We start from the raw sequence: 20,997 nt of genomic DNA, 5'->3' as shown, positions 1-20,997 counted from the left end.
TTCTGCTCCAAAAGGCTCAACAAGCCAGTGTCTTGACGTGACCCGCGGCGCCATAGGCAAGGATCGCACGGTCACGGGTAATGATGGTCAGGTCGTGTTCGCGGGCGGTCGCGATCAGGATGCGGTCGATTGGGTCCTTGTGTACGGGTCGAGGCAGGGCGCAGGAGGTAATGAAGATAGTGGCGGTCACCGGCTGCTCTTCGAGTTCGGTCTCATGCTTGAAATCATAATACCACCAAGCGCTCTCGATTTTTCCCATGGCGGCCTACAAAGGTCTGCGGAAAGCTACCACGATGCGTCGATAGCAACAACATCGCACAACCATTGCGATTATCTCAAGCTCGTTCGAACCCCCGCGCCACCTCCCAATCCGTGACGCGCCTGTCGAAATCTTCCTGCTCCCATTCGCCGGCCCGTGTGTAGTGATCGATGACGTCGTCGCCGAAGGCCGCCCGCAGCATCGTCGATTGCGTCATGGCAACAGTCGCGTCGCGCAATGTCCTCGGCACTTCGCGCACGTCGCGGGCGCCATAGGCGTCGCCGACGAAGGCCGGTTCCAGCGCCATCTTCTTCTCGATGCCGTCGATGCCTGCCGCCAGCAACGCCGCGAAAGCCAGATAGGGATTAAGGTCCGAGCCGCCGACGCGGCATTCGATGCGGATGGCCTTGCTGTCGGCGCCGCAGAGACGGTAGCCGGCCGTGCGGTTGTCGCTGCTCCAGACCGCCTTGGTCGGTGCGAAAGTACCGGCCACGAAACGCTTGTAGGAATTGATGTAGGGCGCCAGGAAATAGGTGATCTCGCCGGCATGGGCGAGCTGACCGGCGACATAGTGCTGCATCAGCTCAGACATGCCGTGCTCTGCCTTCTCGTCGAAGAACAGCGACGTCTTGCCGTCGGCGCTCCACAACGACTGGTGGACATGGGACGAACTGCCGGCCGCCGAGGCGCTCCACTTGGCGAGGAACGTGATGGCCTTGCCCTGCGACCAGGCGATCTCCTTGCAGCCGTTCTTGATGATGACGTGGCGGTCGGCCATGGTGAGCGCGTCGGCATAGCGGACGTTGATCTCTTCTTGGCCCGCCGATGCCTCGCCCTTGGAATTCTCGACCGGAATGCCGGCGCCCTGCAGCCCCTTGCGGATCGCCCGCATCACGCCCTCTTCCTTGGTCGTCTGGAAGATGTGGTAGTCCTCGTTGTAGCTGCTCGCGAGCGGCAGGTTGCGGTAGCCGGATGCCTGCGCCTGCGCGTAGCTCTGGTCGAACAGGAAGAACTCCAGCTCGGTTGCCATGAAGGCCTTCATTCCCATGGCTTCCAGCCGTGCCACCTGCTTCTTGAGGATGGCGCGCGGCGAATGCGGCACGTCCGCATGGGTGTGATGGTCGAGTACGTCGCAGAGCACCAGCGCTGTCCCCTCCAGCCAGGGAATGCGGCGCAGCGTCGAAAGATCCGGCTTCATCGTATAGTCGCCGTAGCCCTTTTCCCAGCTGGTCGCGGCATAGCCGGAGACGGTTTCCATCTCCATGTCGGTGGCGAGCAGATAGTTGCAGCTGTGGGTTTCCTTCCAGGCGCTCTCGACAAAGAATTCCGCCTGGAACCGCTTGCCCATCAACCGGCCCTGCATATCGACCTCGCAGGCGAGGACCGTGTCGATGCGCCCTTCGGCGACATCCTTCTTCAATTCGTCGAACGTGTAGATGCTACTCATGGGATCCGCCCTAACAATGAAAATCCTGCGACCGCGTCGGCGCACGCGTACCGACGCTCCTCCGATCGCCTTGCCCGGCGGGCCGCCCGGAGGCGGCCCGCCTCTTCGTTCACACTCAGGTTTCGCCGACGGCCTTTTCGGCTGCCGCGATGCTCGATGCACGGCGAGCCACTTCGTCGCCGATCGGCGGGCCCTTGAAGCGCCGGTTCTCGAACACCAGCCAGACGATGGCAGTCAGCACCAGGAAGCCGACGGTGATGTAAAGCGCCCAGTCGTTCGGCGGCTGCACGCCGATGACGAACATGACGACCATCGAGATCAGCGACAGCACCGCAACGATGCGGAAGACACCGGGGCCAAGGTTCCAAGGACCCATCTTCGACCATTTGGGCGTACCATAGGCCAGGAGGCCGAGGCCGATCGGAAGGGCGAAGGACAGGAACAGGAAGATGACGGTGCACGACACGACGATCGCATAGGCCGAGGATTCGCCGATGGTGATGACCGATGTCAGCCAGACGAACAGCACCGACAGGATCGACCCGGTCCAGATCGCGGCCACAGGCGTGCGGAACTTCGGGCTGACCTTGGCAAGCGCGCTGGAGCCCGGCAGGCCCTTGTCACGCGAGAAGGCGTAGATCATCCGCGACACCGACGTCACCGTCGCCAGGCCGCAGAGGAACTGCGAGATGAAGATGGCGATGTAGAGGATGATCTTGACGGTCGGGTTGACCTGGCTGTCCATCGCCCAGAAGAAGACGTTCCAGCCCTGCTTGGCCGCATCTTCCATGTTGGGCAGCACCAGCACGAAGGCGCACAGCATGATGTAGCCGATGACCGACGCCCAGACGGCAGCCGACACCATGCCCTTCGGCACGGAGACCGATGCCTTCACCGTTTCTTCCGAGGTGTGGGCGGACGCGTCATAGCCGGTGATGGTGTAGATCGGCAGCAGCAGGCCGAGCGCAAAGACCCAGGCACCAGAGACGGCAGGCCACACCGGCGGTCCGCTCTGGGTGCCGTCGGCGGCAATGGTCGCAAGGCCCGAATAGTTGGTGAAGGTGAAGAGCCGCGAGAACTCGTAGGATGGCGCGCAGATCAGGCACACCACGGTCAGCGCAACGGCAGCGCCGAGAATGAGATAGCCGGACATGTCCGTCAGCTTGGCGGTGAGCCCGATGCCCATATGGTTGACCAGCGCCATGACGGCGGTGATGACAGCGACGAAGCCGATGCGCACGACGACCGTGTCCTGCATGCCAAAATAGGTGCCGAAGGCACCGAAGAAGAAGTAGTAGGTACCGACATTGATGGCGCCGAGGACGGTGATCAGACCGAGCAGGTTGAGCCAGGCCGACAGCCAGCCGGTGAAGCGGTTGCCGAGGATCGATCCCCAGTGATAAAGCCCGCCGGCCGTCGGATAGGCGGACGAGATCTGGGCGAGCGCCAGCGCGAAGAAGATCGACATCAGGCAGCCGACCGGCCAGCCGATACCGATGGCGATGCCCCCCGCCCCCGAGGTGGCCTGGGCCAGTGAATTGATGCCACCCGACATGATGCAAATAATGGAAAATGAAATCGCAAAATTCGAGAACGAACTCATCCGTCTCTCGAGCTCCTGGGCATAGCCCATGGAGTGCAGGATGCTGACATCCTGCTTCTTATCCAATTCGGTATAATCCGACATGAAACGTCCCCTTCAACCGAAGGTCCGCGGAATTGCGAACCGTCCCCTTTTCTTATGGCGCGACCACGATGGGCCACGCCTGCCGCAGTTTGACTGCTCCCTGGGGTCTTTTTTTATTCAGGCGTCCAGACTTCGCTGGATTAACCCCGCCAGATAATCGGCCATGACCCCTTGGCCGACATCATCCACGATCAGGTCGTTGCGGACCTCGATCATGACATTCTTGAAACCGTTTTCCAGCCCATGCAGCTTCAGCGTATGGGTAACGCCGTCGGCCGGACCATAGGGTTGGTTGCGCTCGGTCCGATAGAGTGGCGCCTCGGCCGCCAGGTCGAGCATGCGGTTTGCCAGGCGGTCATCCGCATCATGCAAGATGCCGAGCTCGACGTCGCGCCGCTTACCGTCATAAACCGGCGTAAAACTGTGAATTGTGACAATGACGCTCGCCAGCCTGCGCGCCGTCCGACTGCGGATCAGATCGCGGATGCGCTGGTGAAACGGCAGATACAGCGCCTCCGTACGCGCCTGGCGTTCCGCCGCGTCGAGATGCTGGTTTCCGGGAATGGCGTAGATCTCGCTTGCCGCCGGCATAGCGGCGGGCGCCTCCGGCGGGCGATTGCAATCGTAGATCAGCCGCGAAAATCTCTGGTGGACGAGCGTCGCATCGAGACTGGCGGACAGCCCCCTTGCCACCGCCAGAGCCCCTGGATCCCAGGCAATGTGGCTGCTCAGCGCCTCCTCGGAGAGGCCGAGATTGCCGAACCGCACCGGCACCGAGCGCGATGCATGCTCGCAGATGACAAGCACCGGACTGCGGCCATCGGGCCGCTCGACCGCAACGCAATCCCCTTCCGTCTCGCTCAACACAGCCTGAGGCATCAGCATCCCGGGTCCCCACCCAAAGCTTAACAAAACCTTCAAAGAAAAGAATTCTTCAGCTCCGGACGAGTGTCAACCGGAAACTGAAATTATCTCTTCAAATTAGACATTGACTCGATATGTGACAGCGTTGTTTAAGTTGTCATGGAGATCGGCAAAGACCGTCCCGGGGAGCTAAAATCGAGTGATCAACGCGTCGAAAACCGTGTCGGACGTGATACATGCCCGTTTCGATGGGCTGACGCGGGCTGAGAAGCAGCTGGCCAAGAGCCTGCTCGACAACTACCCGGTCTCGGGGCTCGGCAGCATCACGACGGTTGCGGAAAACGCCCGTGTCTCGACCCCGACGGTCGCCCGCATGGTGCAGAAGCTGGGCTTCAAGGGCTATCCGGAATTCCAGTCGCATCTGCACCAGGAGGTCGAGGCGACGATCTCCAATCCGCTGACAAAGCGTGGCCGCTGGGCCAGCAACGCACCGGGCACCCACATCCTCAATCGCTTCGCCGATGCCATCAGCGCCAATCTGCGCCAGACGCTGACCGATCTCGACACATCAACCTTCGACAGCGTCGCCACCCTGCTTTCGGAAAGCCGGCGGGAACTGTATTTCGTCGGCGGTCGCATCACCGGCGCGCTGGCCGAGTACTTCTTTACTCATATGCAGGTGATCCGTGCCAACACGACGCTGCTGTCGGACAACTCCAGCTCCTGGCCGCAATATGTGCTGAACATGAACCCCGGCGACCTGCTCATCATTTTCGACATCAGGCGCTACGAGGTTGAGATGGTGAGCCTTGCCGCCGCTGCCCGGCGCCGCGGTGCCGAGATCATCGTCTTCACCGACCAATGGGCGTCGCCCGCCTCAAAACACGCGAAGCATACCTTCCGCGTGCACATCGAGGCCCCATCCGCCTGGGACTCGTCCGTTGTGACGCTGTTCATCGTCGAGGCACTGATCGAGGCCGTACAGAACTCGACCTGGGACGAAACCAGCGAGCGCATGAAAACCTTGGAGGGCCTGTTTGAGCAGAGCAAGCTCTTTCGCAAAATTGGTTAGGGGGAGACGCCATTCGGATCGGACGAGCGACTGCGTGTACCCCTTCCGGTTAGACAACTATGCCTTTGCAATTGATGTGCCAGAAAGCCCCGAGATCATCGGGCATACGGGCGGAAATCTCCGTCACACAAGCTTCACGTAATGTCATTAACAGCTTCGCCAGACACTGAAGATCAAGGAGAACAACAGTGACCACACATATACATCGCCTCCTTTCGCTTTCGACCGCAATCGTCATGGCATCTTCCGCCATCGCGTCTGCCGCACCGAGCGACGACCTCATCGCAGCCGCCAAGAAGGAAGGCTCGCTGACCACGATCGCCCTCCCGCACGACTGGTGCGGCTACGGCGACGTCATTGCCGGCTTCAAGGCAAAGTACGGCTTGACCGTCAACGAACTGAACCCGGACGCCGGCTCGGGCGACGAAGTCGAAGCCATCAAGGCCAACAAGGGCAACACCGGCCCGCAGGCACCTGACGTCATCGACGTCGGCCTGTCGTTCGGCCCGTCCGCCAAGAAGGACGGCCTGCTGCAGCCCTACAAGGTTTCGACCTGGGACTCGATCCCGGACAGCGCCAAGGATGCCGAAGGCTACTGGTACGGCGATTACTACGGCGTTCTCTCCTTCGTCGTGAACAACGACATCGTCAAGGAAAGCCCGAAGGATTGGGCCGACCTGAAGAAGCCTGAATTCGCCAACACCGTTGCCCTCGCCGGCGATCCGCGCACCGCCAACCAGGCCGTGCAGGGCGTTTACGCCGCTGGTCTCGCCACTGGCGAAAAGGATGCCACGAAGGCTGGCGAAGCCGGTCTGAAGTTCTTTGCCGAGCTTAACAAATCCGGCAACTTCGTTCCGGTCATCGGCAAGTCCGCACCGCTCGCCCAGGGCTCGACCCCGATCGTCGTTGCCTGGGACTATAACGGCCTTGCCTGGCGCGACAGCCTGAAGGGCAATCCTCCGGTCGACGTCGTCGTTCCGGCCACCGGCGTTGTTGCCGGCGTCTACGTCCAGGCGATCTCCGCTTTCGCCCCGCATCCGAACGCTGCCAAGCTCTGGATGGAATACCTCTATTCGGACGAAGGTCAGGTTCTCTGGCTGAAGGGCTATTGCCACCCGATCCGCTTCAACGATCTTGCCAAGAACAACAAGATCCCTGCCGACGTTCTGGCCAAGCTGCCGCCGGCTGCCGCCTATGAAAAGGCAATCTTCCCGACCCTGGAAGAACAGGCTGCCGGCAAGACCGCCATCACCACCGGCTGGGACAAGGTCGTCGGTTCCAACGTCAAGTAATCAGCGATCCACACCTCCCCGCCTGTCGAAGGCGGGGAGGTTTTTTATCTCCTCAGGCGCGGGACATTGCTGGCTTCATGAGCACTCTATCGACATCGGCGGTCAGTCCGCGCGCCCCGCTGGTCAGCCGGAAGACCCTGATCGACTGGCTGGGGATCGCCCCCTTTACCATTTTCGCGCTGCTGTTCCTGATCGTCCCGACGGTCTACCTCATGGTCGGCGCCTTCCTCACACCGGAAGGCACGTTCACGCTGAAGAACATCTATGATCTGTTCACGCCATCGATCATGGATGCCTACTGGATCTCCATCAAGATTTCCGTCGCCTCGTCGCTCGGCGGCGCGCTGATCGGCTTCTTTCTGGCTTGGGCGATCGTGCTCGGCGGACTGCCGGGCTGGATCCGCAACGCGCTTCTGACCTTTTCCGGCGTCGCCTCCAACTTCGCCGGCGTACCGCTGGCCTTCGCCTTCCTGGCGACCCTCGGCCGCACCGGCCTCGTCACCGTCTTCCTGCGCGAGTGGTTCGGCTTCAATCTGTATTCGACCGGCTTCAACCTGCTGAGCTTCTTCGGGCTCACCATCACCTACATGTTCTTCCAGATCCCCCTGATGCTGCTCATCCTGACGCCGGCGCTCGATGGCCTGAAGAAGGAATGGAAGGAAGCCGCCCAGATCCTCGGCGCCAGCAACGGCACATACTGGCGCATGGTCGCATTCCCGATCCTCTGGCCGAGCCTGCTCGGCACGACGCTGTTGCTCTTCGCCAACGCCTTCGGCGCGATCGCCACCGCCTATGCCCTGACCGGCTCCTCGCTCAACATCGTGCCGATCCTGCTCTACGCCCAGATCCGCGGTGACGTGCTGCACAATGCCAACCTCGGCTATGCGCTGGCACTCGGCATGATCGTCATCACCGGCGTGTCCAACGTCATCTACATCCTGCTGCGCATGCGCGCCGAACGGTGGCAAAAATGAAAACAGGTCGCTTCTTCGCCTGGCTGGCGATTGCCATCGGCTGCATCTATTTCTTCGTGCCGCTCATCGGCACCTTCGAATTTTCGCTGCGCGCCCGTCGTGGGGAATACAGTTTCGATGCCTACCAGTCGGTCTTTGCCGACGCCTCGTTCCGCGAGACCTTCGGCTATTCGATGCTGATGGCGCTGTTCACCATCATCTTCGGCATGCTGCTCGTTGTCCCGACCGCCTACTGGGTGCGATTGCGGCTGCCACAGATGCGCCCCGTCGTCGAATTCGTCACGCTGATGCCGCTGGTGATCCCGGCCATCGTCATCGTCTTCGGCTATCTGCGCATGTACAATTCCTCGTCGATCCTTCCGATGACGGGCTTTGAATCGACGACCAACATCCTGCTGGTCTGCTCCTACATCACACTGTCGCTGCCCTACATGTATCGCGCCGTCGACACCGCGATGCGCACCATCGATGTCAGGACCCTGACCGAAGCCGCCGAAAGCCTCGGCGCAAGCTGGACCACCATTCTCTTCAAGTGCATCTTCCCGAACGTCATGGGCGGCGTGCTGTCGGGCGCCTTCATCACCCTGGCCATCGTCATCGGCGAATTCACCATGGCCTCTCTGCTCGGCCGCCCCGCTTTCGGCCCCTACCTGCAGCTGGTCGGTGCCAACAAGGCCTATGAGCCTTCGGCGCTGGCGGTGATCGCGTTCGCCGTCACCTGGCTCTGCATGGGTCTGCTCCAACTCGTTTCCCGCTTCAATCGCGCCGCTCCGGCGAAGGCTTAAAGGTTTTCACGATGTCGTTTCTCGAACTTGTCAACATCAGGAAATCCTTCGGCCCGGTCCAGGTCGTGCACGATTTCAACATGCGCATCGAGAAGGGTGAGTTCGTCTCCTTCCTCGGGCCATCCGGCTGCGGCAAGACCACCGTGCTGCGCATGATCGCGGGCTTCGAGACCCCGACGTCAGGTTCGATCATGATCGGCGGCAAGGAGCAGCGCGACCTGAAGCCGAACAAGCGCAACATCGGCATGGTGTTCCAGGCCTATGCGCTGTTCCCGAACATGTCGGTCTTCGACAACGTCGCTTTCGGCCTGAAGGTCGCCGGCGCCCCGAAACCGGAGATCGAAAGCCGCGTCAAGGAGATGCTGTCGCTGATCAAGCTCGATCATCTGGCCGATCGCTATCCTTACCAGATGTCGGGCGGCCAGCAGCAGCGCGTGGCGCTCGCCCGTGCGCTCGCCGTCAAGCCGCAGGTGCTGCTGCTCGATGAACCGCTGTCGGCGCTGGACGCGAAGATCCGCGTCTCACTGCGCGAGGAAATCCGCGCGATCCAGCAGAAGCTCGGCATCACCACGGTCTTCGTCACCCACGACCAGGAAGAGGCGCTGTCCATTTCCGACCGTATCGTGGTGATGAACGCCGGCCGCGCCGACCAGATCGGCACGCCCTACGATATCTATAACCGCCCCGCCACGCGCTTCGTCGCCTCCTTCGTCGGCACGCTGAACCTGATCGAAGCGAAAGTCGTCGACCCCGCCACTAACCGCATCGCCATCGGCGATCAGAACGTAACGCTGAAGCAGTCGGTCAACACCTTCAAGGCCGGGGATACCGTGTCGCTGGCGCTGCGCCCAGAAGCTGGATCGCTATCGGAGGGTGCCAAGGGCGACACGGCATTGACCGGCGACGTCACCTCCGCCCACTTCCTCGGCTCGGTCATCCGCACCCGCATGAATGTCGGCGGCAACACCATATCCTTCGACATGTTCAACGCCCCCGGCAAGATGCCGCCGGCCGTCGGCGAGCGCGTCACTCTGCGCTTTGCCGCCGAAGACCTGCTGGTGATAACCGACTGATCACTCTGTCAAGATACACTGTTCACAAAGGCCGGATATTTTCCGGCCTTTTTGCTTTGATTTGTCTGCTGCAGCGCGTCATATTGACCATGTTCTCAGGGCGGGGTGAAAATCCCCACCGGCGGTATCAGGATCTGCGCGAATGCAGCGACTGGAGCCCGCGAGCGCCTTTCGCCTCCGGGCGGAAGGGTCAGCAGATCCGGTGCGATGCCGGAGCCGACGGTCATAGTCCGGATGGAAGAGAGCAAGTCTGATCGAGGGCCTTTCCACGCGGGAGGTCTCGCGGTCGGGCGTGTTCGCCCAAGGGATGTTTTCAAACCCTTGAAAGGCAAGACAGAACAATGACAATCTCCACACTGCCGCAAAAAGGCAAGATCGCCCTCGTCCGCGCCCGCTGGCACGCCGAAATCGTCGATCAGTGCATCAACAGCTTCACCACTGAATGGAGCCAATACGATGATCGCGGCGCTGCCGGCATCGAGGTCTTCGACGTCCCGGGCGCCCTCGAAATCCCGCTACACGCCCAGACGCTCGCGCGCACCGGCCGCTACGCCGCGGTTGTCGCCGCCGCCTTCGTGGTGGACGGCGGCATCTACCGCCACGACTTCGTCGCCGGCAGCGTGCTCGATGCCCTGATGCGCGTACAGCTCGACACCAACGTTCCCGTGCTGTCGGTCGTGCTCACGCCCCATCATTTCCAGGAGTCGGAGGCTCACCTGACCTTCTTCAAGGAGCATTTCCTGATCAAGGGACGGGAGGCGGCCAGCGCCTGCCACTATATCCTCAGCGAGCGCGCACGACTGATGACATTCGCTGCGTAACTTAGGCAGGCGGCGCAATGCGCGCCGCCTTGCCGAAGTCTGTGGCTGTCGGCGCGTAAAACAGCTTGAAATGCCAGCCTCTATCCCGCATGCAACCCATGGAGTTGAGGCCCGATCATTTCAGCAGAGCGCATTCTCATGTCATACCAGACGACGCCGACCGTAGCACCCCGCCGCCTGACCGCCCAGGATTTCAAGACGCTGGGCCTGGCGGCCCTCGGTGGTGCGCTTGAATTCTATGATTTCATCATCTTCGTGTTTTTCGCCACCGTCATCGGCAAGCTGTTCTTCCCGCCCGATCTGCCCGACTGGCTGGTGCTGATCCAGACCTTCGGCATCTTCGCCGCCGGCTATCTGGTACGCCCTATCGGTGGCATCGTGCTTGCCCATTTCGGCGACCTCTACGGCCGCAAGCGCGTCTTCGCCTTCTCGTTGCTGCTGATGGCGCTGTCGACGCTCGGCATGGCCGCCATGCCGACCTACGCCTCGATCGGCGTCGCCGCCCCCATCCTGCTCATCTGCTTGCGCATACTGCAGGGGGCTGCCATCGGCGGCGAGGTGCCGGGCGCCTGGACCTTCGTCGCCGAGCACGTGCCGTTCCGCCGCGTCGGCTTTGCCTGCGGCTTCCTCTGCTCCGGCCTGACGCTCGGCATCCTGCTGGGCTCCTTCATCGCCACCATCATCAACACCGTCTTCACACCCGACGAAGTCGTGGCCTATGCCTGGCGCATTCCCTTCCTGATCGGCGGCATCTTCGGCCTGATCGCCGTGTATCTCCGCCGCTGGTTGCAGGAGACGCCGATCTTTGCCGAAATGAAGACGAGCCGCTCGCTGGTCTCGGAACTGCCGTTGAAGGCAGTGCTGCGCGATTATCCGCGCGGTATCGTCATCTCGATGCTGCTGACCTGGATCCTGTCGGCCGGCATCGTCGTCACCACGCTGATGACAGCAACCTTCCTGCAGAAGCTCTATCACTACACCGCCCAGCAATCGCTGGCGGCGACCTCATTCGGCACCCTGTTCCTGATCGTCGGCACTGCGTCCGCCGGCGCCATCGTCGACCGCGTCGGCTCGGGAAAATTCTTCACCGTCGCCAGCCTGTTCTTCGGCGCCGCCACCTTCGCCTTCTACAGCTACGCCGCCACCTCGCTGACGGTCATGTTCGTCCTCTACGCCATCATGGGCCTGTCGGTCGGCATCGTCGGCGCCGTCCCCTACGTCATGGTCCGCGCCTTCCCGGCCCGCGTCCGCTTCACCGGCCTGTCCTTCTCCTACAACGTCGCCTACGCCATCTTCGGCGGCCTGACGCCGATCGCAGTCACGAGCCTGTTGGCCGTCAACCCGATGGCCCACGCTTACTACCTCCTCTTCATCGCCGCCCTCGCTTTCTGCCTCGGCCTCTATCTGATGGCCAAAGGCAACGAAATCGAAGCCGCCGCCGGCATCGAGGAACTGACGGAGAGACTGGGGGCAGAGGCTTGATTGCCACTACAGTCAATATCTGGAGACGGCCATGATCACCTGCCACCTGCGCTACATCATCGACGCCTACAAGATCGCGGAATTCGAGGAGTATGCACGCCGCTGGATACCGATCGTAAACCGCATGGGCGGCACCCATCACGGCTACTTCCTTCCCTCGGAAGGCGCCAGCAACGTCGCGATCGCGCTCTTCTCTTTCCCGAGCTTCGCCGCCTACGAGGACTACCGGGGCCGCATGGCAGCCGATGCCGAGTGCCAGGCGACACTGGCGCTGGAGGCGAAAAACCGCAGCATCGTGAGCTACGAACGCAGCTTCATGCGGCCGGTGCTCAACTGATTGTCGATTTCGATCATTTGATTTGATGAACGAGGTTGCGGCCACGCGATCCTCGACCAACTTTAACTCGCGAAGCAAGTCCCAGCCGGCGAGCTTGCTCTCGTCAACGCCATCGTCGTCCCACAGCGCAGAGAAACCGGCATCGCTGCCGGAAACTCATTGCTACTCACGGCCGCTGCGCGGCAACAACAACAGACCGACGATGCGCCAGGCGCGGAGGTCGCCGCGCGCCTGTTCGCGCGTCAGGCCGGCATCGCGCATCAAGTGATCGCTGCTTCTCGCGCTGATCGTTTCCAACTCGTAATAGCCAGCCAACCACAAGCCAAAGCGTGAGAACAGAGAAGCCGAGCCCTGGTCATACCGCTGTCCGACGTCGTCTTTCTCACCCTTGCCCATGCCGCGCTCCGATCTTGGAAAATCGCATCTTGACGGCGGATTGACATCACACAAACGAATAGTGCCAATAGCTGTCATCGGAAAATCTCATGGCGTGAAGCGATGCACCTGCCCCTCGACAGCGATCTGCTGCGCATGTTTCTGGTCGTCGCCGAAACAGGCAACGTCACGCGTGCTGCCCGCGATGTCGGCCGAACACAGTCGGCCGTTAGCTTGCAGTTGAGGCGGCTGGAGGAGAGCGTCGGGCAGCCGCTGTTCGACAGGGGCCCGCGCGGCGTGTCGCTGACGGAAAGCGGTCGACAGCTGCTACCCTATGCCCGCCGCATCGTGGGGTTGATGAACGAGACAACAGCGGCGATGCGCCGCAAGCCGCTGGATGGCGTGGTAAGGATCGGCATTCCCGAGGAATACGGCGACACCGTCCTGCCACGCGCGCTGGCCGCCTTTGCCGAAAGCCATCCGTCCGTCGATGTCAGCGTCCTATGCGGCTACACCGCACAGCAGATGGAGGCATTGGAAAAAGATCAGCTCGATCTTGCCGTCGTGTTCGACTGGAGCGCCCAGACCCAAGGGGAAGTTTTGTTCATCGACCCGACCGTCTGGGTGACCTCTGCCGTCCATCGGTTGCACGAGCGTGACCCCATTCCGGTGGCGATCTACGGGCGGTCAAACTGGTGTCGGGACTTCGCCATCCGCTCCCTGGAGCAGCACAATCTGCCTTTCCGCATCGCCTACAGCAGCGACACTTCGGGCGGACTGAAGATCGCCGTCACCGCCGGTCTCGGCATCGCCCCGCTCTCGCGCAGCAACATCCCGCCCGATTGCCGCGAGCTCGGTATCGGCGATGGCTTCCCACCGATCGACGCCTCGCGCGTCGTGCTGAGGCGCAACGCCTATCACTCCAACCCGGCGGTAGAGAGCATGGCGCAGGTAATCCACCAGGCCTTCCGGCCAATGACGCGGTAAATCCGTGTGAACTGAACAGGTGAATTTAGACAATAACCCTGTCGATAGCCTTATCTAAAACCTTGTCATCATCCCCAAACCGATGCATGTGCGCCAGATCCGGCGTCGCATAGACGATCTCATCCGGCGAGTACGGATGCTCGCCGAACAGGCGGACGGTCAGAAGGCCGGTCTTGTCGCTTTCGAGGTAGAGGATGGTGTCGGCGCCGAGATGCTCGACATGGACGACCTTGGACTTCCAGGTGCCGCTGTCGCGCGAGAGCGTGATGTGTTCCGGGCGGACGCCGATCGTCTTGGCGCTGTCGCCGAGCCTGTCGCCGGGGATCATGTTCATCTGCGGCGAGCCGATGAAGCTGCCGACGAAGACGTTGGCGGGGCGGTTGTAGAGTTCCATCGGGGTTCCGACCTGCTCGATGGCGCCGGCGTTCAGCACGACGATGCGGTCGGCGAGCGTCATCGCCTCGACCTGGTCGTGCGTCACGTAGATCATCGTCGCCTTCAGGCTGCGGTGCAGGCGGGCGATCTCGAGCCGGGTCTGGACGCGCAGCGCCGCATCGAGGTTCGACAGCGGCTCGTCGAACAGGAACAATGCCGGCTCGCGCACGATGGCCCGGCCGATGGCGACGCGCTGGCGCTGGCCGCCGGAGAGTTCCGCTGGACGACGGGCGAGATAGGGCTCGAGCGACAGCATGGCCGAGGCCTTAGAGACGCTGGCCTCGATGGCATCCTTCGGGGTGCCTGCCTGCTTGAGGCCGAGGCCCATATTGTCCTTGACCGTCAGGTGCGGATAGAGCGCGTAGGACTGGAACACCATGGCGATGCCGCGCTTGGCCGGCGGCGTGGTGGTGACGTCGACGCCGTTGATCAGCACGGTGCCATCGGTGACATCCTCGAGACCGGCAATGCTGCGCAGAAGGGTCGACTTGCCGCAGCCGGACGGGCCGACGAAGATGACGAACTCGCCGTCCTTGACCTCGAGGTCGATCCCCTTCAGCACCTGATGGTTGCCGTAGGCCTTGCGGATGGATTTCAGTTGAAGCGATCCCACAGACTTTGATCCTTACAAATAAACGGTCTTGCCGCTGCGCACGCTTTCGTCCGCGGCAAGGCAGATGCGAAGCGACTGCACGGCGTCGTGCATGTGCCGCGTCAGGTCGATATTTTCACTTATGGCTTTCAGCACATAGGCCTGCTCGAAATCGCAGAGCTCCTGATGGCCGGGCTCGCCGTCCATGTGCAGGTCCCGGTCGGGATGGATGAAGGTGCCGTTCGGCCCGGTCTCGGCGTTGTGCAGCCGGATGACCGATGTCTTGGTATGGGTGTCGATATCGTCGGACTTGGCGTTCGGGTCCATGACGATGGACACGGCGCCATTCGGCGACATCACGTCCTTGACGAAGAAGGCCGTCTCCGAGATCATCGGACCCCAGCCGGCTTCATACCAGCCGACCGAGCCATCCTCGAACTTCACCTGCAGATGGCCGTAATTGTACATGTCGGCCGCGATCTCGTCGGAGAGCCTAAGCCCCATGCCGCGCACCTCGACCGCCTTGGCATCGGTGATCTGGCACATGACGTCGACATAATGCACGCCGCAATCGACGATCGGGGAGGTCGTCTGCATCAGCGCCTTGTGGGTCTCCCAGGTCGGGCCGCTCGATTGCTGGTTGAGGTTCATGCGAAACACATAGGGACCGCCGAGATTGCGGGCCTCCGAGATCAGCCGCTGCCAGGACGGATGGTGGCGCAGGATATAGCCGACCACCAGCTTCTTGCCGGATGCCTCGGCCGCTGCCACCACGCGCTCGGCATCGGCCACCGTCGTTGCCAGCGGCTTTTCGATGAACACGTCGCAGCCGGCCGCAAACGCCATCACGGCATAATCGGCATGGCTGTCGGAATAGGTGCAGATGGAGCAGAGGTCGGGCTTCAGTTCCGCAAGTGCCGTCGCGAAATCCGGGTGGATCTGGTAGCCGTGCAGCTTCTCGTCGAGCACGGGCGCGGAGCGGTTGACGAGGCCGACGATCTCGAAGCCGGGATTGTTGTGATAGGCCAGCGCATGGCTGCGGCCCATATTGCCGAGACCGGCGACCAGCACGCGGATCGGCTTGTCCGACACACTCATTTGACGGCTCCCGCTGTGATGCCGCGGATCAGCTGCCGCGAGAAGATGACATAGAGGACCAGGATCGGCAGGATGGCGAGCGACAGGGCTGCCAGCACCGCATTCCAGTTGGTGACGAACTGGCCGATGAAGATCTGGCTGCCGAGCGTCACGGTCTTGGTCGATTCCCCGGGTGCGAGAATCAGCGGGAACCATAGGTCGTTCCAGATCGGGATCATCGTGAAGACCGCGACGGTGGCCATCGCCGGCCGGATCAGCGGCAGCACGAGACGGCCGAAGATAGCGTATTCGTTGAGCCCGTCGATGCGCCCGGCATTCTTCAGGTCATCCGACACCGTGCGCATGAACTCCGACAGGATGAAGATGGCAAGCGGCAGCCCTTGCGCGGTGTAGACGAGGATCAGCGCCGTCAGCGTGTTGACCAGCCCTGCGGCCACCATGCCCTGCAGGATGGCGACGGTGCCGAGACGGATCGGGATCATGATACCGATCGCCATGTAGAGGCCGACCACCATGTTGCCGCGAAAGCGATATTCGGACAGGGCAAAGGCGGCCATCGCCCCGAACAGCAGCACCAGCACGATCGAGACGATGGTGACGATAAAGCTGTTCTGGAAGTACATGGCGAAATTGCCCTGCCCCAGCACCGTCTGGTAGCCGATCAGGCTGAAGCTCGTGGGGGTCGGCACCATCATCGGCGAACGGAAAATCGCGCCGCGATCCTTGAACGAGTTGATGACGGTCAGGAAGACGGGAAACAGCGCGAGCAGCGTGTAGCTCAACAGAGCGAGGTGAACGAGACCGGTGCGGAAGGTGGATGAGCGTGCCTTGGACATCGGTGCCGCCTCAGAACTGGTAGCGGCGGATGCGCCGCTGGACGATGAACAGGTAGAAGGAGACGCCGGCAAGGATGATCAGGAACATCACGGTGGCAATCGTTGCCCCCATCGAGCGGTCGCCGAGCTGCAGCTGGAACCCGAAGAAGGTGCGGTAAAGCAGCGTACCCAGGATATCGGTCGAGCCATCGGGCCCGGCAAGCGCACCCTGCACGGTATAGACCAGGTCGAAGGCATTGAAATTGCCGACGAAAGTGAGGATCGAGATGATCCCGATCGCCGGCAGCACCAGCGGCAGCTTGATCTTCCAGAACTGGCTCCAGCCGGTGATGCCGTCGCATTCGGCGGCCTCGATCACCTCTTCCGGGATGTTCAGCAGCGCCGCATAGATGAGCATCATGGGAATGCCGACATATTGCCAGACGGAGATGAGCGCCACGGCGATCAGCGCCGAGCTCGGCTTGCCGAGCCATGGGCTGAAGAAGGCCTTCAGGCCGACGAGATCCATCATCCATGGGGTGACGCCCCAGAGCGGCGACAGGATCAGCTTCCAGATGAAACCGACGATGACGAAGGACAGCAGCGTCGGCAGGAAAATGGCGGTGCGATAGAAGGTGACGAAGCGCAGCTTCGGCAGGGACAGCATGGCGGCCAGCGCGACACCGATCGGATTCTGCACGCACATATGGATGGCGAAGAAGATCAGGTTGTTGCGCAGCGCATTCCAGAAATCATGGGCCCATCTGGCATCGCCGAACAGCACCTTGAAATTCGCAAGGCCGACGAAGGTCAATTGTCCATCGACAAGGTTATAAAAGGACTGCCGCAGGGTCTCGACCAGCGGCAGGATCATGACCGCCGTATAGACCAGGAAAGCCGGGAACAGGAATACGATGATGTGCCAGCGCCGGTGGCGCTTGATGGAGACTGGCTGCAGGGCCGCTGAAGTTGTGATGTCGCTCATGGCTTTGCCTATTTTTTTGCTGCGGGGCCTGATGCGACCGATCTCCCCCCTTGTGGGGAGATGTCACCGAAGGTGACAGAGGGGGGTGGGCCCGAATGCGTGGCGGCTTACCCCCTCTGTCGGCGGAGCCGACATCTCCCCCACAAGGGGGGAGATAAGAGCGGAGGGTGTGGCTCGCTCTCCCGAAAGGGAGAGCGGCGTTGTTACTTGGCAGGCTTGAACCAGCTGTCGAGGCCGGTCTGCAGCTTCTTGGCGGCGGCATCAGGCGTATCGGTGCCGTTGATGACGTTGGCCGATTCGACCCAGGTCTCGTTCTCGAGGTTCGGGGTTCCGCGCGACAGGATCTGGTAGGTGGAGCGAACCGTCGACTTGTACGGGCCGCGCCAGGACACGAATTCCTGCGCCAGCGGATCGCTCATCTTCACCGGTGTCGAGTTCAGGCTGAAGAAGCCCGGCAGCGAGTTGGCGTAGATGTCGGCGAACTCGGACGAGGCAACCCAGGACAGGAACTTCTTGGCTTCTTCCGGATGCGCCGACTTGGCGTTCAGGCCAACGCCGATATCAGGATGATCAGAGATGTAGCCCTGGTCGCCGGCCTTCGGCACCGGTGGCGGGAAAGCGCCCATCTTGAACTGGGCCTGGCTGGTGAACAGCGCGATTTCCCAGGAGCCGGCCGGATAGATGGCAGCGCGGCCGAGCGTGAAGAGGTTCTGGCTGTCGGCATAGGTCTGGGCTTCGAAGCCGTCGCCGAGGTAAGGCTTCCACTTGGCGAGCTGCTTGTAGGGCTCGACCCAGTCGGCGTCGGTCAGCTTCTGCTTGCCTTCCATCAGCGCAACGCGGCCTTCTTCGCCCTTCCAGTAGTTGGGACCGATGTTCTGGTAGCCCATGGTGGCTGCTTCCCAGAGATCCTTGGTGCCCATGGCCATCGGGATATAGGTGCCGTCGGCCTTGATCTTGTCGAGCGCGGCGTAGAATTCGTCGGTGGTCTTCGGAACAGAGATGCCGAGCTTTTCGAACGCATCCTTGTTGTAGATGAAGCCGTGGATGACCGAAGCCATCGGCACGCAGAAGGTCGACTTGCCGTCATCCGTGGACCAGGCGGCCTTGGCGACCGGCGAGAAGTTGTCCATGCCCGGCAGCGTCGTCAGGTCGGCGAGGTGCTTCTTGTTGAAGAGATCGAGCGACGCGTCGAAAGGACGGCAGGTGATGATGTCGCCCGCAGAGCCGGCATCGAGCTTGGCGTTCAGCGAAGCGTTGTATTCGGTCGGCGCCGTCGGCGAGAAGGTGATCTTGATGCCCGGGTTCTTGGCTTCGAAAGCCGGGATGATCTTGGTCTGCCAGATCGACAGATCGTCGTTGCGCCAGCTCTCGACGTTCAAGGTCACGTCGGCAGCATGGACGAACCCAGCCGAGCTCAAAAGGCTGGATGCGAGCAGCACGCTCTTCAGAATTTTCTGTGTCATTTTTTCCCTCTCCTGTTCCGGGCGCCTCAAGACGCCATTTTCGATCTGAAACGAGCACCGATCGGCCTTGAGGCCGGGCACCCCATCCCGTCTGAAACCACAGCCGGGACACATATCAATCAGGAAACGCTGCAATGCCCAGCTGCGGGTCTCGAAATTCGACCCGCTCCTCGTTCTGGCATTACCGACGATCGTTGCCATCCATATGGCGCCGGCTGTTTTTTTGCCGGTTCCGCCGATGTCTTCAACGCTGTTCCCTTGTTCGGAATTAAGTCCAAAAAAATACCAATTGTCCAGTCGAATTTAACTTTTGTGACCCGATATTTCCCTGAAACAGAAAATCATCAAACAAAACAACGAAATAAAAACAATTATCACCAGAACTCTTGGGACTTGGTAAATGGTATTTTTTTGGTATGGTACTCAAAAAGACGGAAACCAGATGGCGTCCGGAGGGGTACATGACCAAGTATGCAATCGGCATAGACGGCGGCGGGACAAGCTGCCGCGCCGCCGTGGCGGATGCGACAGGGACCATCGTGGGACGCGGCGTTGCCGGAGCTGCCAACATCATGAGCGATCCCGACGGCGCACTTGAAAACATCGTCCGTTCCAGCCGCGCCGCTTTCGAGGATGCCGGGCTCGATCCCTCGCTGGCCGAGCACAGCGCCGCCGTCCTCGGCGTTGCCGGTGCCAATGTCGGCCTGCACGGCGAAAAGATCCGGACGGCCCTGCCCTTTGCGAGAGCCGACGTCGTCACGGACTCGCTGATCGCCCTGCAAGGGGCGCTCGGACATTCGGACGGCGTCGTCGGCGCCTTCGGCACCGGTTCCGTCTATGGCGCGCGGCGCAACGGCAAGGTCACCGAGATCGGCGGCTGGGGCTTCGTCATCGGCGACCAGTCGAGCGGCGCACGCCTCGGCCGCGACCTTCTCGAGATCGCGCTGCTTGCCCATGACGGCGTCGAGACAGACACCCCGTTGACCCGCATCGTCATGGCCGAGTTCGCCAACAACCCGCAAGATGTCGTCGAATTCGCCCACGCCGCCAAGCCTCGGGAATTCGCCCGCTACGCCCCTGTTGTCTTCGAGCACGCCACCGCAGGCGATGCGGTTGCAACAAGGATCGTCGCCAAGGCCGCGTCCGACATCGACCGCAGCCTGGACGCGCTGCTCTGGCCGGAGTGCGACACCGTCTGCCTGCTGGGCGGCCTGTCCGGCGCCTATCGCTCTTGGCTGAGCCCGGCGCACCGAGCCTTGCTGGCCGAACCGAAAGGCGATGCGCTGCAGGGCGCCGTGTCCTTTGCGATAGCCCTCGCCGCAGAGGACGAAAGGTGCTGTGCATGACCGGCGACCTCAGCCTGATCTTTTCACCGGCCCGCATGCAGTCCGCCGGCACCGGCCCGCTCTACGTCAAGCTGCGCCGGACGCTGGAGGAGGCCGTCAGGGCCGGCACCCTGAAACAGGGCGACGCCCTGCCCCCTGAACGCGACATTGCGGAATATGCCGCCGTCAGCCGCGTGACAGTGCGCAAAGCGATCGACAACCTGGTGACCGACGGCCTGCTGGTGCGCCGCCACGGCTCCGGCACCTTCGTCAGCAAGCCGGTCTCCAAGGTCGAGCAGAAGCTGTCGCAGCTGACCTCGTTTACCGAGGACATGGCCCGGCGCGGCATGAAGGCGCGGTCGCAATGGTTGCACAAGGGCATCCACACGCCCTCGCCCGACGAAATGATGATCCTCGGCCTCGCAGCCGACACCAAGGTCTCGCGGCTCAGTCGCCTGCGCATCGCCGACGACCAGCCGCTGGCGATCGAGCATGCCAGCGTGTCAGGCGAATTCCTGCCGGACCCCTCCGTCGTCGCCGCCTCGCTCTATGCCGAACTGGAGAAGCGCCATGTGCGACCGGTGCGCGCCGTGCAACGGATCTCCGCCACCAACATGAAGGAGGCCGACGCGGAACTGCTCGGCGTCTCGGCCGGCGCCGCCGGCCTGTCGATCGAGCGCATCTCCTACCTCGCCTCCGGCCGCGCCGTGGAATTCACCCGCTCGCTCTACCGTGGCGACGCCTATGATTTCGTGGCGGAGCTGACGATCGGACCGAGTTGAAAGATTTCGACAATACTACTACGGTCCACGACAGAAAAATGGACAGG

General features: G+C 61.9%; 21 protein-coding genes and 1 riboswitch. Of the genes, 11 read left to right on the top strand and 10 right to left on the bottom strand.

What is annotated here, in order from left to right:
* Positions 1-16 precede the first annotated feature (16 nt).
* The 4 genes from VH564_RS10405 to VH564_RS10390 form a co-directional block, all read right to left on the bottom strand.
* Entirely contained in the window at positions 17-259 is a 243-nt protein-coding gene (locus VH564_RS10405; protein ID WP_423339747.1) for a PIN domain-containing protein, read from the bottom strand.
* A gap of 76 nt (positions 260-335) precedes the next feature.
* Positions 336-1,706, bottom strand: a complete 1,371-nt coding sequence (locus VH564_RS10400; protein WP_423339746.1) for a glutamine synthetase family protein — start codon at positions 1,704-1,706, stop codon at positions 336-338.
* A 115-nt stretch (positions 1,707-1,821) separates the two neighbouring features.
* Positions 1,822-3,393 (bottom strand): amino acid permease, encoded by a 1,572-nt coding sequence (locus tag VH564_RS10395; RefSeq protein WP_423339745.1) that lies wholly within the window; start codon positions 3,391-3,393, stop codon positions 1,822-1,824.
* A 117-nt stretch (positions 3,394-3,510) separates the two neighbouring features.
* The gene (locus VH564_RS10390; RefSeq protein WP_423339744.1) at positions 3,511-4,278 is read right to left on the bottom strand and encodes an N-formylglutamate amidohydrolase; all 768 of its coding nucleotides are present in this window, start codon (positions 4,276-4,278) and stop codon (positions 3,511-3,513) included.
* Between the two features lie 178 nt (positions 4,279-4,456).
* On the opposite strand from VH564_RS10390, the gene VH564_RS10385 reads away from it, so the two are divergent.
* The 8 genes from VH564_RS10385 (at position 4,457) to VH564_RS10350 (ending at position 12,093) form a co-directional block, all read left to right on the top strand.
* Entirely contained in the window at positions 4,457-5,329 is an 873-nt protein-coding gene (locus VH564_RS10385; protein WP_423339743.1) for a MurR/RpiR family transcriptional regulator, read from the top strand.
* 236 nt (positions 5,330-5,565) lie between these two features.
* Positions 5,566-6,621, top strand: coding sequence for an ABC transporter substrate-binding protein (locus VH564_RS10380; RefSeq protein ID WP_423339991.1), 1,056 nt, complete (start codon positions 5,566-5,568; stop codon positions 6,619-6,621).
* Positions 6,622-6,698: 77 nt separating this feature from the next.
* Positions 6,699-7,595 carry an ABC transporter permease gene (locus VH564_RS10375; RefSeq protein ID WP_423339742.1) on the top strand — a complete coding sequence of 299 codons (897 nt, stop codon included), beginning with the start codon at positions 6,699-6,701 and terminating at the stop codon, positions 7,593-7,595.
* Entirely contained in the window at positions 7,592-8,380 is a 789-nt protein-coding gene (locus VH564_RS10370; protein ID WP_423339741.1) for an ABC transporter permease, read from the top strand. Before VH564_RS10375 ends, VH564_RS10370 begins: the two co-directional genes overlap by 4 nt.
* Positions 8,381-8,391: 11 nt before the next feature.
* A complete protein-coding gene (locus VH564_RS10365) occupies positions 8,392-9,453 on the top strand; it encodes an ABC transporter ATP-binding protein (protein ID WP_423339740.1) in 1,062 nt (353 codons plus the stop codon).
* 87 nt (positions 9,454-9,540) lie between these two features.
* A riboswitch (FMN riboswitch) is annotated at positions 9,541-9,703 on the top strand.
* 91 nt (positions 9,704-9,794) lie between these two features.
* Positions 9,795-10,274, top strand: coding sequence for a 6,7-dimethyl-8-ribityllumazine synthase (locus VH564_RS10360; protein WP_423339739.1), 480 nt, complete (start codon positions 9,795-9,797; stop codon positions 10,272-10,274).
* A gap of 138 nt (positions 10,275-10,412) precedes the next feature.
* The gene (locus VH564_RS10355; protein ID WP_423339738.1) at positions 10,413-11,756 is read left to right on the top strand and encodes an MFS transporter; all 1,344 of its coding nucleotides are present in this window, start codon (positions 10,413-10,415) and stop codon (positions 11,754-11,756) included.
* A 31-nt stretch (positions 11,757-11,787) separates the two neighbouring features.
* Entirely contained in the window at positions 11,788-12,093 is a 306-nt protein-coding gene (locus tag VH564_RS10350; protein WP_423339737.1) for an NIPSNAP family protein, read from the top strand.
* 162 nt (positions 12,094-12,255) lie between these two features.
* Here the strand turns inward: VH564_RS10350 and VH564_RS10345 are convergent, their stop codons facing one another.
* On the bottom strand, positions 12,256-12,489 hold the full coding sequence (locus VH564_RS10345; protein WP_423339736.1) for a hypothetical protein: 234 nt from the start codon (positions 12,487-12,489) through the stop codon (positions 12,256-12,258).
* A gap of 102 nt (positions 12,490-12,591) precedes the next feature.
* Between VH564_RS10345 and VH564_RS10340 the strand changes: the two genes are divergently transcribed.
* Positions 12,592-13,455, top strand: a complete 864-nt coding sequence (locus tag VH564_RS10340; protein WP_423339735.1) for a LysR substrate-binding domain-containing protein — start codon at positions 12,592-12,594, stop codon at positions 13,453-13,455.
* A 25-nt stretch (positions 13,456-13,480) separates the two neighbouring features.
* Here the strand turns inward: VH564_RS10340 and VH564_RS10335 are convergent, their stop codons facing one another.
* The 5 genes from VH564_RS10335 to VH564_RS10315 all read right to left on the bottom strand — a co-directional run bounded on the left by VH564_RS10335 (position 13,481) and on the right by VH564_RS10315 (position 18,843).
* Positions 13,481-14,503 (bottom strand): ABC transporter ATP-binding protein, encoded by a 1,023-nt coding sequence (locus VH564_RS10335; protein WP_423339734.1) that lies wholly within the window; start codon positions 14,501-14,503, stop codon positions 13,481-13,483.
* Positions 14,504-14,515: 12 nt separating this feature from the next.
* Positions 14,516-15,580 (bottom strand): Gfo/Idh/MocA family protein, encoded by a 1,065-nt coding sequence (locus VH564_RS10330; RefSeq protein ID WP_423339733.1) that lies wholly within the window; start codon positions 15,578-15,580, stop codon positions 14,516-14,518.
* Complete coding sequence (locus tag VH564_RS10325; RefSeq protein ID WP_423339732.1) at positions 15,577-16,416, bottom strand: carbohydrate ABC transporter permease; 840 nt, start codon at positions 16,414-16,416, stop codon at positions 15,577-15,579. Before VH564_RS10325 ends, VH564_RS10330 begins: the two co-directional genes overlap by 4 nt.
* Positions 16,417-16,426: 10 nt before the next feature.
* Positions 16,427-17,380, bottom strand: coding sequence for a carbohydrate ABC transporter permease (locus tag VH564_RS10320; protein ID WP_423339731.1), 954 nt, complete (start codon positions 17,378-17,380; stop codon positions 16,427-16,429).
* Between the two features lie 203 nt (positions 17,381-17,583).
* Complete coding sequence (locus VH564_RS10315) at positions 17,584-18,843, bottom strand: ABC transporter substrate-binding protein (protein WP_423339730.1); 1,260 nt, start codon at positions 18,841-18,843, stop codon at positions 17,584-17,586.
* A 461-nt stretch (positions 18,844-19,304) separates the two neighbouring features.
* Between VH564_RS10315 and VH564_RS10310 the strand changes: the two genes are divergently transcribed.
* A complete protein-coding gene (locus VH564_RS10310; protein WP_423339729.1) occupies positions 19,305-20,189 on the top strand; it encodes a BadF/BadG/BcrA/BcrD ATPase family protein in 885 nt (294 codons plus the stop codon).
* Positions 20,186-20,950 carry a GntR family transcriptional regulator gene (locus VH564_RS10305; protein ID WP_423339728.1) on the top strand — a complete coding sequence of 255 codons (765 nt, stop codon included), beginning with the start codon at positions 20,186-20,188 and terminating at the stop codon, positions 20,948-20,950. Before VH564_RS10310 ends, VH564_RS10305 begins: the two co-directional genes overlap by 4 nt.
* Positions 20,951-20,997 lie beyond the last annotated feature (47 nt).

This window comes from Rhizobium sp. HT1-10 (assembly GCF_049472505.1).
In the GTDB taxonomy this organism is placed as follows: Bacteria; Pseudomonadota; Alphaproteobacteria; order Rhizobiales; family Rhizobiaceae; genus Rhizobium.
This window is presented reverse-complemented; position numbering and strand designations above follow the sequence as displayed.

What these genes read in the sequence shown, in the direction of transcription:
- VH564_RS10405 (WP_423339747.1), bottom strand. Translation starts at nt 259, where the DNA reads ATGGGAAAAATCGAGAGCGCTTGGTGGTATTATGATTTCAAGCATGAG.
- VH564_RS10400 (WP_423339746.1), bottom strand. Translation starts at nt 1,706, where the DNA reads ATGAGTAGCATCTACACGTTCGACGAATTGAAGAAGGATGTCGCCGAA.
- VH564_RS10395 (WP_423339745.1), bottom strand. Translation starts at nt 3,393, where the DNA reads ATGTCGGATTATACCGAATTGGATAAGAAGCAGGATGTCAGCATCCTG.
- VH564_RS10390 (WP_423339744.1), bottom strand. Translation starts at nt 4,278, where the DNA reads ATGCTGATGCCTCAGGCTGTGTTGAGCGAGACGGAAGGGGATTGCGTT.
- VH564_RS10380 (WP_423339991.1), top strand. Translation starts at nt 5,566, where the DNA reads ATGGCATCTTCCGCCATCGCGTCTGCCGCACCGAGCGACGACCTCATC.
- VH564_RS10375 (WP_423339742.1), top strand. Translation starts at nt 6,699, where the DNA reads ATGAGCACTCTATCGACATCGGCGGTCAGTCCGCGCGCCCCGCTGGTC.
- VH564_RS10370 (WP_423339741.1), top strand. Translation starts at nt 7,592, where the DNA reads ATGAAAACAGGTCGCTTCTTCGCCTGGCTGGCGATTGCCATCGGCTGC.
- VH564_RS10365 (WP_423339740.1), top strand. Translation starts at nt 8,392, where the DNA reads ATGTCGTTTCTCGAACTTGTCAACATCAGGAAATCCTTCGGCCCGGTC.
- VH564_RS10360 (WP_423339739.1), top strand. Translation starts at nt 9,795, where the DNA reads ATGACAATCTCCACACTGCCGCAAAAAGGCAAGATCGCCCTCGTCCGC.
- VH564_RS10355 (WP_423339738.1), top strand. Translation starts at nt 10,413, where the DNA reads ATGTCATACCAGACGACGCCGACCGTAGCACCCCGCCGCCTGACCGCC.
- VH564_RS10350 (WP_423339737.1), top strand. Translation starts at nt 11,788, where the DNA reads ATGATCACCTGCCACCTGCGCTACATCATCGACGCCTACAAGATCGCG.
- VH564_RS10345 (WP_423339736.1), bottom strand. Translation starts at nt 12,489, where the DNA reads ATGGGCAAGGGTGAGAAAGACGACGTCGGACAGCGGTATGACCAGGGC.
- VH564_RS10340 (WP_423339735.1), top strand. Translation starts at nt 12,592, where the DNA reads ATGCACCTGCCCCTCGACAGCGATCTGCTGCGCATGTTTCTGGTCGTC.
- VH564_RS10330 (WP_423339733.1), bottom strand. Translation starts at nt 15,580, where the DNA reads ATGAGTGTGTCGGACAAGCCGATCCGCGTGCTGGTCGCCGGTCTCGGC.
- VH564_RS10325 (WP_423339732.1), bottom strand. Translation starts at nt 16,416, where the DNA reads ATGTCCAAGGCACGCTCATCCACCTTCCGCACCGGTCTCGTTCACCTC.
- VH564_RS10320 (WP_423339731.1), bottom strand. Translation starts at nt 17,380, where the DNA reads ATGAGCGACATCACAACTTCAGCGGCCCTGCAGCCAGTCTCCATCAAG.
- VH564_RS10315 (WP_423339730.1), bottom strand. Translation starts at nt 18,843, where the DNA reads ATGACACAGAAAATTCTGAAGAGCGTGCTGCTCGCATCCAGCCTTTTG.
- VH564_RS10310 (WP_423339729.1), top strand. Translation starts at nt 19,305, where the DNA reads ATGACCAAGTATGCAATCGGCATAGACGGCGGCGGGACAAGCTGCCGC.
- VH564_RS10305 (WP_423339728.1), top strand. Translation starts at nt 20,186, where the DNA reads ATGACCGGCGACCTCAGCCTGATCTTTTCACCGGCCCGCATGCAGTCC.